Source organism: Stenotrophomonas sp., from assembly GCF_032103445.1.
In the GTDB taxonomy this organism is placed as follows: domain Bacteria; phylum Pseudomonadota; class Gammaproteobacteria; order Xanthomonadales; family Xanthomonadaceae; genus Stenotrophomonas.
Genome location: NZ_DAMDFR010000011.1, coordinates 43,835 through 56,586 on the forward strand (window position 1 = coordinate 43,835; position 12,752 = coordinate 56,586).

The window sequence follows — 12,752 nt, forward strand, 5'->3', positions numbered from 1 at the left end:
AGCCCAGTCTGGCATGGTAAACGGTTCGTTCCGTTACGACGAACCGCTGCCCTCCAGCACCTGCTGCAAGGCGTGCTGGAAATCGTGCGCACTGGCCGGCAGACGCAGCACGCCCGCCGCACGGGTCGCCTGGGTGGCCGCCAACGCGGGGGCGGCGCAGACGCGGCGGTCCACCCCGACCAGGATCGGAACCCGGCCTCCCCCGGCGCGGATCATCTCCAGCAGGGCCAGCCCGCCGACGCCGGGCAGGTCCAATGCCAGCACGACCAGATCCACCGTACCGGCTTGAAGCTCGGCCAGCGCTGCCAGACCGTGGCCGACATGGATCGCCTCGTGCCCCTGCGACTGCAGCAGGGCTACGTGCGCCTGCGCAGAGACCGGGTCGGCATCCACCACCAGTGCCCGCATGCGTGTCGCCCGACCCACTGCAGGCAATGCCAGGCTGATGAGCACGCGCCAGCGTCCCGCCCCGGTCGCATGCAGGCGCAGGCTTCCGCCCAACGCTCGAACCAGACCCTGGGTGTCAGCCAATGCATCATTCAGCGCCTGTCGCGATGGCGTGGGCACGGCCATTGCGCGCTGCCGACTTCCACCACGGCGGCTGCCGCTGCTCTGCGCGGCAGTCGTCGACACTTCCAGCAACAGCCGTTCGCGGCCTGCCTGCCACCACACCTGCAGGACCAGCCCGGCACACGCGGTGCGGGTGACCAGGATGTCAGCGACGTCGTCCAGCAACTGCATCATCCGGGCCGGATCACCGCAGGCCTGCGCTCCGTCGCGCACGTGCAGGCACACCGTCACGCCGGTGCCGCGGGGGCACAGCCCGAGAACGGTGCGCGCCTGCCAGCGCCGACACAACACGTCGATATGCATGGCCTGCACCTGAAGGGGCATGCTGCCCGCTTCAATTCGGGCCTCATCGAGGGCGCGATTGAGCACGTGCAACAGGGTCTGTCCCCCTTGCCGGACCCGCTCCAGCTGTTGCCGCTGGGGCGGTGTCAACGGTGACGCCAACAACAGTTCACTCAGCCCCAGAACACCGGTGAGCGGCGTCCGGATCTCGTGCCCCAGCGTCGCCAGGTACCGTGCCTTGGCCTGGGCGGACTGTTCCGCAACTGCCCGGCGTTGTGCCGAGCGCTGACGCGACCGCACCCGTTGAAGCTGCCGCCAGGCAGTGCCTGCGGCCGCGCTGACCAGCAGCACCCCCACCCCCACGCGAAGGCCCGACAACAGGGGGTGATGCCACGCACCGCGCTCGACCACCAGCTGCGTCCATTCGCTGCCGGACCAGTGACCGTCTGGCTGGCGGGCCTGAAACTCCAGGCGGAACTGCCCCGGCGGCAGATGTGGAAAGCCACGCGTGCCGCGCCGGCCGACCCGGATCCAGTCGCGATCCACCCCTTGCAGACGAAAACGATACTGCTGGGTTTCGACGCCGGGGCCCAACCGCCGTACCGTGATCTGGATGTCCCGATCACCCGACTTCAGGTGTACGGTGGGACGCAACGGCACCACCTGCAGGCGACCATCGCGGTGCACCTGCACCCGCTCCATCACCAGTGCAGGCGGTATCGTCGGGCTCGCAAGTCCCAACGGATCAAAACGGATGCCATCGCCCTTTTCGTCGAGCGCCAGCATTTGCCGTCCCTGCGCCAACAACCGCGCAGAGAGCAGCTCCGCCGGCACGCCATCGGTTCGCGTATAAAGGCGCACCCCGCCTTCGCGCGGCTTTATCTGCAGCAACCCCCGTGCACTGGTGACCCACAGCGCGCCATGGGCGTCTGCAGCGAGGGCCCGGAACCGCAACGGTGGCAATCCGTGGCGATCATCGATACGCACGCTGTGCTGGAGCGCGCCCTCGCTGATCCGATAACGCCGCAACACGCCGGGGCCCGCGACCCACAACGCACCGTCGTCGGTCACATGCAGCGCGTTGGCTTCCTCGGCGCTGGCGGAGGTTGACAGGAATCGGCCCGCGACCCAGCGCCGAACGCCTTGCGCGCTCCCCCACCAGAGACCATCGCTGCCGTCGCAATGCACGGCTTGCTGCCCTGACGGTCGCGCATGCTCGGCGTCATCCCACGCCCAGCGCTGCCGCGTGGAAGGTACGGATCGGTGCTGCTGGACTGACCGCGCATCCAGGGTCCAGCGGGTGCCGCCCGGGCAATGCAGTGCAAACGACTGCGTTCCCTCAAGCCGCACGTTGGACAAGGCGACCACGCTGGCATCCGGAACCGACACCGGACGGAAGTCCTGCCAGTGCGGCGGCAGTCTCCAGACCCCCAGGTTACGCCCCAGCAGCCACAACCCACCGTGACGATCTTCGAACACGCTACGGAACCGGGGAGGCAGCGGCCGGGTCAGCGCGGCCAACGGGATGTCCGGCACCGCGTCCCCCTGTCGCCAGACCAGCGCGCCGTCGGCCAGCCAGGCTTCACCGTGCCGGGCCACACCCAGCGCCCGCGTGCCGACCGCAAGATCCAGCGGTTCCAGGCGTGCTGCACGGTCGGCCCGCCACGGACCCGCGGCTCCGCCTACCCACAAGCGTCCTGCACCATCGACCAGCAGGGCCGCAACCGGGGCCTTGGCCAACAGGGCAGGCGATGGCATGGAGAATCGCCCTTCGTTCCATCGCGCGAGTCCCCCGGGGGTGCCCACCCACACGCTGCCGTCTGCGGTGCGCACCAGATGCTCGATCACGCGGTCGGGGACGCCGTCGCCGCGGAGGGTCGGCAGAAACTGACGCAGCCGCCGGTCAGCGCCCAACCGGAACAGCCCCTGTCCCTGCGTCCCGAACCAGACCTCCCCTTTGTCGCCGGGCAGCACGACCAGCACCGGGGCGTCGCCCATGTTGGGAAAGCGACGTGCGTCGAAGCTCTCGATCTGCTGCCTGTCCGCTGACAACCGCACCAGCTGGCCCTGGCCGGTACCCAGCCAGAGCTGGCCTTCGGCATCCTGCGCCATGGCCAGCACCCGGTTGTCCGGCAGCCCCTGCTCGCGGCGCCAGGTGCGGAAGCGCCGCCCATCGTACCGGGCCAGCCCATCGTCGCTGGCAAACCAGAGGTACCCATGGTGGTCCTCCAGAATGGCATGAATGACGTTGGAGGGAAGGCCATCGGCCGTGGTGAAGCGCTGCGCATTGGCCGGGACCGCGTGCGCCTGGCTGATGACGACAAGCTGCATCAGCGCCCACAGCAGGCATGCCCGGAATGCCGAGACGCGCCTCATTTCCGCCTCCCACAGCGTTGCAGTGCCGCCTCCAGCCGTTGTGCCGTCAGCGGCAGGCGCAGGAACAGATCGAACCCGGCCGCCAGGGTTTCGCGCTCGGCGCACGCATCAGCACGCGCGCTCAGTGCAAGCCGGGTCACGCCTGGCCACAACCATGGCAGACGTGCGCTGAGTCGCTCACCCCCGACCAGCATGTCGGGGTCGGCCGCGATCAGGTCCCACGGCCCTGCATCCAGATGAATCAACCAACTGTCGATGTCGTCCACCCCCACCACTTGATGACCGTTTGAACGCAACAGCGCGCACACCACGTCGGCGACGCTGGCAGACGGCAGCAGCACCATGATCCGCAGACTCCGTCGCATATCCGGCGCGACCGGTTGTTCCCGTGGGCAGCCCCCTCCGGGCACCGGCTGCCATGGCAGGGTCACCGTCATGCGGGTGCCCCGGCCGGGTTCGCTGTCCACGTCGATGTGCCCTCCCATGGCCTGCACAAGGTCGCGACAGATCGACAGCCCCAATCCGCTTCCGCCATGCTGCGCAAGTGTTCGGGCATCCTCGACCTGGGTGAAGCGCTGGAACAGCCGGGCCACCTGGGGTGCGGACATGCCCGGTCCGGTGTCGGCAATGCAGATCACCAGGCCCGCGCCGTCCATGCCCGGACCCGCCGTCAACGCGACCTGCCCATGCGTGGTGAACTTCAACGCGTTGCCGAGGAGGTTGAGCAGTATCTGTCGCAGTCGTCGCGCGTCGCCCAGCAGCACCTGCCCAGGCAGCAATCCGCTGCTCCAGTGCAGCGCGACGCACTTGGCCTGCGCGACCGGTATCAGCAGCGCGTGCAGCTCATCGAGCAACGCGTCCAGGCTGAACGGAGACATCACCCGCTGCAGCTGATTGGCTTCGATGCTCGCCACATCCAGCGCGTCGTCGGTCAACTGCAGCAGATGATGGCCAGCCTGGTACAGGCTGCCGACCTGGGTGCGCTGGGTAGGGGAAAGTGGCGACCGAAGCAGCAGTTCGCTCCAACCCAGCACGGGTGTCATCGGCATGCGGATCTGTCGCCCCAGGCGCGCCAGAAAGCGAGTGCGCTCCAGCGATTCCAGTTCGGCGGCGTCGCGACGCCGCTTTGCCTGGTGACGCGCCTGCCGTCCTGCCTGATGGGCATGGAACAGCCGCCCCAGCACCATCACCAGCGCGACACCCAGCAGCGCCAGCGCGAATCGCCCGGCGGGGGTCTGCCACCAACGTGGTGCCACCCGCAGATGCAGTTCGCGTACCGCCGACCAGGCACCGGCCGCGTGTCGGGCCTGGATCAACAGCACATGGTCTCCCGCAGGTAACCGCGCAAAAATGCGCTGCCCTACCGGGCCGGTGTCGACCCATGCGGGATCCTGTCCCAGCAAACGGAAGCGGTGCCGGATGCGGTCCGGGTCGCCGCGCCCAAGCAGCGTCACCGCAACCCGGATGTTGCGATCTGCGGTACTCAGGGAAACCGGTCCGTCAGCGATCGGCACGCTCATCATCCGGTCGTGCCGGCGCCGGGTCATGGCATCCACCACCAGCACAGGCACCGTCGGACGCAACGGCAGCACGGCGGGATCAAAAGCCAACAGCCCACCTTCGCGCACCGCCGCCACCAGGACACCAGACCCCAGCCTCACCAGCCGTCGGGGCAGCACTTCCTGCGCCGGCAACCCGTGCGCGACGCCCAGCAGACTGACATCGTCGCTGCCTGGATCAACGCGGATCAGCCCACGGATCGCGCCCGCCCAGACCACACCGGCGGCATCCAGTGCCAGCGACGACGCCCGCAGCGGCGGGTAGCCCTGATCGATCGAGATCCGCAGCAACGGCTGGCTCATCGGCGAGGATGGGCGGTACTGTTCGAGCGCGGCGTCACGCGTCACCCAGACGCTGCCATCGTCGGCTTCAGCCAAGGCGAGCGCGGCACCGCCGTCGGCCGGGCCGAACGGTTGGAACTGATCGTTTGCCGGGTTCCAGCGCATCGGGCCTCGCGGATCGGTCACCCACAGGCCGCGATCGCCGGTACAGAGCAGCTGGCGCCCTTGGACCGTGCGGCTCAGTCCCAGTTGTTGCACTGTTGCGCGCTGAAGTTCCGCCCCGTTCTCCGTCCACCGTCGCACCTCGCTGCCTGCCGCCAGCCAGACCCGGTTCCGTTCGCACACCTGCAGGCTGTAAGGCACCGCCTGTGGCAGATCCTGGAGTGTCCAGTGCTGCGTGGCCTGTGAGGCGGGATCGTAGCGCAGCAACTGCCCGGGCCGGGCCAGCCACACCCGTCCCTGCGGGTCCTCGACCACAGCGACAGAGGTGGTGTGGTCCTGCGCCTGCGCGAAGTGCACCGCATGGGACACTTCGCCGTTGCGCAGATCCAGCCGTTGCAGCAGACCATCCGCACCGGCAACCCACACATGATCGCGACCGGAGGCCGCGAGCGCCAGCACGGGATGAACGCCGTAGTGCTGGGTGAAGCGGCCCGGGGTGGGCAGCAGGGTGAACTGTTCCCAGTGCGCCGGCAGCCACCATAGACCGCGATGCTCGCTGACCCACCACAGGTTTCCCTGGCGGTCCCGCAGCAGCTGGCGGATCTTCACCGGATCGCGCGCATCGCGGATATCCGGCCGCAGGCCCACCGGATGTGTCTTGCCCTGCCGTTGCCACTGCAGGGCGGTGCCGGCCTGTTGCCAGAGCACACCATCGGTGTCGCGCAACAAGGTTCGCGCGCGGTGCGGCCCGCTGACGACCCGACCGTCGGGGTTCAGCCCCCAGGTTTGCCCGCCCGCGGTGATCTCGATTCCCCCCGCAGGATCGACCCACATCGACTGCATCGGCACGCGCGCACGCGGATCCAATGGCAGCGAGTTAAATTCCCCACCTTCACTGCGCCAGAGCCGGGTTTCGGTGATCGCCCACACCACGCCATCGCGATCCACCTCGACCTGGCGCACACCGCCATCACCGAACAGCCGCCGCTGCCAGAGCTGCGATGTCGTTTCCTGCACATACAGATCCTGATCATCGCCGATCACCCAGACCTGACCCTGCGTGTCGCTGATGACCTGTTTGATGCGGCCACTGCGCACCGCTGCGGGTGCAGCGGCGTCGGGGCGCTCAAACGAGGTGCGGTCCACACCCAGCGCGGCGAGCCCCTGGGTCGCCGTCGCCAGCCAGATGCGGTCGGCGGCGTCGATGTGGACATCCAGCAGATCCGCGTCTGGCAGACCCTCGGCCTGATGCAGGATGCGAAAGCGCTGGCCATCGAAGCGCAGCAGGCCATCACTGCTGGCCATCCACAGATAACCCGTGGCGTCTTCTTCCAGCGCACGGATCTCGGGCGTGGGCAGACCATCAGCTTCACCCAGTGCGCGTGGCCAAGGCACCTGCAGCACGCTGGCCGACAACAGCGCCGGCCACCACAGCAGCAACAGGCACAACGCATTTTCCAGAAGCCCGGTGCGGGCTCCCCGCGGGCGCACCCGCACCTACCGCAGCGACATTGATTTCATCGCAGGGAAGATAAAGCGGTGCGCTGGCAGCCGCACCGCCACCTGCGCAGGATCCGCGCCTTCCTGTGAGTGAGGCCATCTATCGATTTCAACCATTCTGGTTGATGGCATCTATCGATCAAGCGGCTCCGACAGCCGCGCGTGACGCGCCGCGCGCGCCTGCGCGATCGCCTCCACCAGCATGTCGCCGGTGACCGGCTTACGCAGAAATCCGTCAAAACCCGCAGCCAGCACCTGTTGCTCGGCGTAGGCGTCGGAGCGCGCGGTCACCGCGACCAATGGCAGGGTGTACCCCATTGCGCGCAGTTGACTGGCAATGGCGACGCCGTCCAGCGCGGGAAGGTCCAGATCGAGCAGACCCACGTCAAAGGCGTCAGAAGATATTTCCGACAGCGCGGCGAGCCCGTGCATCACATGCACGACCGTGTGCCCCCGCGTGCGCAGCAGGCCCAGAATGACCTCGGCGACGGTGGCGTCATCCTCCACCAGCAGAATGTGCAGCGGCGGCAATGCCGACTGCGGGCCTTCGGCTGGCCGCATACCCGCGGCACCGGCGGCCGACGGGCTCCACGGCAGCGGCAAGCTGACGGTGAACCGGGCACCCTGGCCAGGCTGACTGTCGATGTCGATGCGCCCGCCCATCGCCACCGCCAGTTCCTGGCAGATGGCAAGCCCCAGGCCGCTGCCGCCATAACGCGAGGCGGTACGCGGGCCATCCGCCTGTTCGAAGCGGTGGAACAGACGCTGCTGCTGGTCCAGGCTGATGCCCGGCCCCGTATCAGACACTTCGAAAGCGACGCCCAGGCCGTTCTCGGCCAGTTCCGTCCCCAGCCCGACATGGCCGTGCTCGGTGAACTTGATGGCGTTGCCCAGCAGGTTCATCAGGATCTGCCGCACCCGCATTTCGTCGCCGCTGACCTGGATCGAACCCGGAAGGTTGAAGCTGCGCTCGAAGGCCAGCCCACGCTGGTGGGCCATGGGTTCCATCAACGTTTCCACCTGCACCAGCATCGACATCAGGTCGAACGGGCGGATGTCGAGCTCCAGCCGCCCCGCTTCAATCCTGGCCAGATCAAGGGCATCGTTGACAAGGCGCAGCAGGTGGGTGCCTGCATGCTGGATGGACGCGGCATAGCTGCGCTGCAGTTCATCCAGCGGTGTCGCCAGCAGCAGCTCGCTCATGCCCAGCACACCGGTCATGGGCGTTCTGACTTCATGGCCCAGCGTTGCCAGGAACCGGCTCTTGGCCTGCGACGCCTGCTCGGCAATCTGCTGCTTGTGCACCGTAAGCTGCCATTGCTGGCGGCGGCGCAGACGGGCGCGGGCAATCGCGGCCGCGCCCAGCAACAGCAGCAACCCCAGCACCAGATACCCCAGCAGCGCGGTGTTGCTGCGCCACCAGGGCGGCTGCACGTGCACGCTGATGCCGCGCGAAGACGTCCACTCGCCCTGCGCCGTGGCGGCCTGCACTTCGATGGTGTAATCGCCAGCTGGCAGGCGCGACAGCAGGCGTTCGCCCCCCGCGCTCTGCATCACCCAGTTCTGGTCATAGCCATCCACGCGGTAGCGGTAGCGGTTGCCCAGTGGACTGGCGAAGGACAGCAGGCGTGCGGTGATGATCAGGTCGCGATCATCGGGCCCGAGCTGCAACGGCGCATCGACCGGCAATGATTGCTGTCCTTCGGCATCGTCGCGGCGTACCTGGATGTTGTCGATGACCAGCTGCGAGGTGGGCAGGACCAGATCGGTTGCATCCGGATCGAACCCGGTCAGACCGGTCGCGGTCAGGGCCAGCACGCGCCCCCGGCCTCCCTGCACCGGCGGGCGCCCGCTGAACTCGATATCCGGCAATCCATCGCGTTCGTTGTACAGGCGCAGACGGCGCTCATGCGGGAGCCAGCTCACCAGCCCCCGCGGCGTGGTCGCCCAGACCTGTCCCGCCTTGCCCAGGGCCAGACCACCGATGGACACCGGCGGCATGCCTTGTGCAGCCCCCACGCGTTCACGCAGCGTCATGCTCAGACCATCCCACTGGTAGCGCTCCAGCGCCCCGCTGCGTGCCATCCAGACTTCTGCTTCATTGACCCAGACCATGTCGAATATCTGGCCGTGGGAAACGCCGGCGACCGGCTCGAAACGATCCTCCTGCCAACGCAGCAGCCCCATGTCCCCCATGATCCACAGCTGACCGCGGGCGTCGAAGCCCATCTGTTCGATGGGCGTCTCGGTGAGGCCACGGTTCTCGTCGATGCGGATGGTCTGCAGCAGGTTGCCATTGGCATCGCGACGCTGGATGCCGTAGTTGATGATGGACATCCAGATGTCGCCATCAGGTGCCTGGCGGATGTTGTCGATGCGCTGGCGCACATCCGCGCCGCCGCCCAGCTTCCACTCCTGCAGCGCGCCGGTGCGCGGCTGATACAGCCCAAGTCGACCCGCACGTCCCAGCCAGAGCGCGCCATCAGCGCGAGGCAGCACAGACCAGATGGCACCCACGCCGAGTTGCTTCTCAAAGGCGATCTGGCGCAGGCGACCGCCGGGGTCCAGTTCGTAGATGCCATGCGCGCCTACGACGTAATAGGTGTCACCTGCAGCCGCGGCATTGAGCAGGTACAGGCTGTCCATCGGCTTGCCGTCGAGCTGATACCACGTCGAGAAGCGCTTCCAGTCTGGCGGCAGATAGGCCAGGCCTTGTGACAGGGTCGCCACCCACAGGCCGCCTTCATGGTCCTGCAGCAGATCAAGCACGCCGCTGCGTTGGGTCAGGAAACCACTGCCAGCGTCCCCCGCCAGCAACCGCGCCTGCTGCGCATCGCCGCGATACAGCCCGTCGGCGGTGCCCACCCAGTAACCGCCATGACGGTCGTGCAGCACGATGGCGGACCGCACATCCGGGCCCAGGCCCCACGGTGCCGGGCGCGCCGTGCCATCGGGCAGGATCTGGAACAGCCCGCCTTCCGTTCCTGCCCATACCGAACCATTGCTGTCGCGGGTCAGGCGGATGACGCTTTTCCCGGTCAGCAGCTCGGGCGCGATGCGGTTCCAGCGCTTGCCGTCCCAGCGGGCCACGCCACTGCCGGTTCCGACCCACAGCCGCCCGTCCGGGTCGCTCACCATCGAATAGATGGTGTCGTCGGGCAGACTGTCCGGATCAGCCGGATCGTGGCGATAGCGAACCAGCTGCCCGTTCTCGTCGCGCCGGCACAGACCGTAGGCATTGGTGCCGATCCACAGGGCCTTGCCGGTATAGGCCAGCGACCAGAACTGCCCCTCACATGTCGCGTCAACATCATGGAAGCGCCGGAATCGCTTGCGCGCCGGATCGAGCATACTCAGCCCGCCCCCATTGACGCCGACCCAGACCCGGTCGAACGGATCCACCAGCAGGCTTTCTACTTCATTGCCCGCCAGCGAGTCGGGGTTGTCCGGCTCGTTGCGCCAGACCCGCAGCCCGACCCCGTCAATGCGTGCCAGGCCATCATCGGTGGCGGCCCAGATATAGCCCTGACGGTCCTGCGCCAGCGCCAGCACCATGCGCGACGGCATGCCTTCGGCGGCACCCAGCCGGCGCAGTCGCGGTGTTTCTGCCGATGTCCCTGCGGCCCACAGCACGCCCGGCAGGAGCAGCAATGCCCATGCCAGCACTACGATGCCAGCCCGCAATCCGCGCGTGACCCCCGCCATCGAATCCTCCCTGTACCCGAAGATTGTCACACAGCCGCAGCGGTTTAGTCCGGCCACCGGCACGCGGTGCTGCGGCCGCAGTGGCACCACGAACTGTTGCAGCCATGGTGCTGCCAGCCATCACGGCGCTGCGCGTATGATCGGCCACGTTCATCCCGGAGGTCGCCGTGCCCTTGCGCCTGACACTTGCCCTGCTGCTCGCTGCGGCCCCGATCGCCGCCCTTGCCGCACCACAGACCTGGCGTCTGGACCCGGTGCATACGCGGGTGCTGTTCGCCGTTGAGCATGCAGGATTCTCCCAGGCGCTGGGAACGGTGTCCGGCAGTGAAGGCCATCTTCTGTTTGATCCGGACGACTGGACCGGAGCCCGCCTGACCGTCAGCGTACCGTTGCAACGCCTGGACCTGGGCGACGCAAAGTGGAACAAGGCGGTGATGGCCGGCAATCTGCTGGATACCGACCGCCATCCCGATGCGCGGTTTGTGTCCACGCGGGTGGAGGCCATCGATGCCAGCCACGCCCGGGTGTTCGGCCAGTTGACCGTGCGCGGGGTGACCCAGGACGTGGAACTGGCCGTTACCGTCAATGCGGTCAAACGCCATCCCATGCCGCCGTTCCGTCGCACCGCAGGTTTCTCCGCGACCACCACGCTCAGCCGCAAGGCCTTTGGCGTGGACGCCTGGCCGTCGATGATCGGCGACACCGTTGAGCTACGGATCGAAGCAGAGGCCGTGCGCGACCGCAACGCGGGCGATGAGCAGGACACACCGTCCGACAGCGACGCTGGAACTCCGCCGCCAGCGCAGGACTCTGATGCGTCTCCCACCCCACCGACCACGAAGCCCACGCCATGACCCTGAAGAACACACCCCACCGTTGGGGCGGCGTCAGCCAAGGCCTGCACTGGCTGATCGCCCTGCTCATTCTGACGCTCGGTATCGTCGGACTGACCATGGGCGAACTGCCGAAGACGCCGAAGTATTTCTGGGTGTACACCGCGCACAAATCGCTGGGCATTACCGTGCTGGCCCTGGTGGCGTTGCGGCTGGGCTGGCGCCTGTATGCAGGTGCGCCGGCCCCGGTACCGGGCACGCCCACCTGGCAGGAGCGCATCGCCTCGGTCACGCACTGGCTGCTGTACGTGCTGATGTTCGCGCTGCCCTTGTCGGGCTGGATCTATGACTCGGCCAGCGGCCTGCGGCCGTTCCGCTGGTTCGGGCTGGTCGATGTGCCCAAGCTGGTCGCGCCAGACCCGGGGGCCCGCGACATTTCGCATGCCATCCACGAATGGGGCTTCTGGCTGCTGATCGCCGTTGTACTGGCACATGCCGGTGCGGCGCTGTTCCACCACTTTTTCCAACGTGATGTCACCCTGGCGCGCATGCTGCCGCAGGGTTGGCTCACCTCCCCCCAGAAGGACTGACCATGACCATCAAGCTCTCCTCTCCCGCGGCGGTTGCCGCTGCCCTGGCCGGCCTGATGGCCGCCACCCCGGTGCTGGCCGCCGATTACGTGCAGGTGCCGGGCAGCGGTTCGAATCTCGTCTTTGCCACCAAATACGATGGTGAAGTGTTCACCGGCAGCTTCCCCGGCTTTGCCACCACGGTCAGCTTCGACCCGGCCAACCCGGCCGCAGGCAAGCTTGACGTGACCATTCCGCTGGCCGGGGCAGTCAGCGGCAACAGTGACCGCGATTCGACCCTGCAGGGCGCGGATTTCTTCAACGTGGCCAAGTTCGCGACCGCCCGCTATACCGCTTCGGGATTCACCAAAACCGGCGATGACACGTATGTGGCCAAGGGCACCCTTGAACTGCGCGGGGTGAAAAAACCGGTCACCTTCACATTCGAATGGAAGGACGGTGCCAATCCGGTACTGAAGGGCAAGGCGACCGTGAAGCGCCTGGACTTCGGCGTGGGCGGCGGCGACTGGGCCGATACCAAGACCATTCCGGATGAGACCGCGATCAGCACCGTCGTGACGCTGAAGGCGAAATAGGTAGTGCCGGCCGCTGGCCGGCAAGCGGGGCAGAGCCCCGCTCTACGGAGCCAGCCAAGCCGTCACGGCGGGCACGTCGAACGGCCAGTCCAGCTCTCTCCCCTGACCGTCCCGCAGCACCGGCACCCGGCTGCCATAACGGGCCTCCAGGCCGGGATCGTCGTCGATGAACACACTGTCCAGGCCCGCCACGCGGGCCTGCGCCAGCACCGCCAGGGCCTGGTCGCACAGATGACAGTCGTCGCGCTGGAACAAGGTAAACACCGGCCCACCCGTGATTGAAATTGTTGCGCCGCAGCCAGGGTCGCTGCCGGAGAC

7 protein-coding genes are annotated in these 12,752 nt (G+C 67.5%); 3 read left to right on the forward strand and 4 right to left on the reverse strand.

Annotated features, from left to right (window positions below; genetic code table 11):
- Positions 1-33: 33 nt before the first annotated feature.
- From RT551_RS06310 to RT551_RS06320, 3 genes are all read right to left on the reverse strand, one after another.
- Complete coding sequence (locus RT551_RS06310) at positions 34-3,228, reverse strand: two-component regulator propeller domain-containing protein (RefSeq protein ID WP_313456588.1); 3,195 nt, start codon at positions 3,226-3,228, stop codon at positions 34-36.
- Positions 3,225-6,680 carry an ATP-binding protein gene (locus tag RT551_RS06315; protein ID WP_313456590.1) on the reverse strand — a complete coding sequence of 1,152 codons (3,456 nt, stop codon included), beginning with the start codon at positions 6,678-6,680 and terminating at the stop codon, positions 3,225-3,227. The genes RT551_RS06310 and RT551_RS06315 overlap by 4 nt, the downstream gene beginning before the upstream one ends.
- Positions 6,681-6,863: 183 nt before the next feature.
- Positions 6,864-10,436, reverse strand: a complete 3,573-nt coding sequence (locus tag RT551_RS06320) for an ATP-binding protein (RefSeq protein WP_313456593.1) — start codon at positions 10,434-10,436, stop codon at positions 6,864-6,866.
- Positions 10,437-10,603: 167 nt separating this feature from the next.
- Here RT551_RS06320 and RT551_RS06325 point away from each other — a divergent pair, with 167 nt between their 5' ends.
- Genes RT551_RS06325 through RT551_RS06335 form a run of 3 tightly spaced genes read left to right on the forward strand, consistent with a single transcriptional unit; the run spans position 10,604 to position 12,434 of the window.
- Positions 10,604-11,290 carry a YceI family protein gene (locus RT551_RS06325; protein WP_313456596.1) on the forward strand — a complete coding sequence of 229 codons (687 nt, stop codon included), beginning with the start codon at positions 10,604-10,606 and terminating at the stop codon, positions 11,288-11,290.
- Positions 11,287-11,859, forward strand: a complete 573-nt coding sequence (locus RT551_RS06330; RefSeq protein WP_313456597.1) for a cytochrome b — start codon at positions 11,287-11,289, stop codon at positions 11,857-11,859. The genes RT551_RS06325 and RT551_RS06330 overlap by 4 nt, the downstream gene beginning before the upstream one ends.
- 2 nt (positions 11,860-11,861) lie before the next feature.
- Complete coding sequence (locus tag RT551_RS06335; protein WP_313456600.1) at positions 11,862-12,434, forward strand: YceI family protein; 573 nt, start codon at positions 11,862-11,864, stop codon at positions 12,432-12,434.
- A 42-nt stretch (positions 12,435-12,476) separates the two neighbouring features.
- On the opposite strand, the gene RT551_RS06340 is transcribed toward RT551_RS06335, so the two are convergent.
- Positions 12,477-12,698 carry a glutaredoxin family protein gene (locus tag RT551_RS06340; RefSeq protein WP_313456602.1) on the reverse strand — a complete coding sequence of 74 codons (222 nt, stop codon included), beginning with the start codon at positions 12,696-12,698 and terminating at the stop codon, positions 12,477-12,479.
- Between the last annotated feature and the right edge of the window lie 54 nt (positions 12,699-12,752).

Coding starts and splice junctions, on each gene's coding strand:
- RT551_RS06310 (WP_313456588.1), bottom strand. CDS start 3,228: ATGAGGCGCGTCTCGGCATTCCGGGCATGCCTGCTGTGGGCGCTGATG.
- RT551_RS06320 (WP_313456593.1), bottom strand. CDS start 10,436: ATGGCGGGGGTCACGCGCGGATTGCGGGCTGGCATCGTAGTGCTGGCA.
- RT551_RS06330 (WP_313456597.1), top strand. CDS start 11,287: ATGACCCTGAAGAACACACCCCACCGTTGGGGCGGCGTCAGCCAAGGC.
- RT551_RS06335 (WP_313456600.1), top strand. CDS start 11,862: ATGACCATCAAGCTCTCCTCTCCCGCGGCGGTTGCCGCTGCCCTGGCC.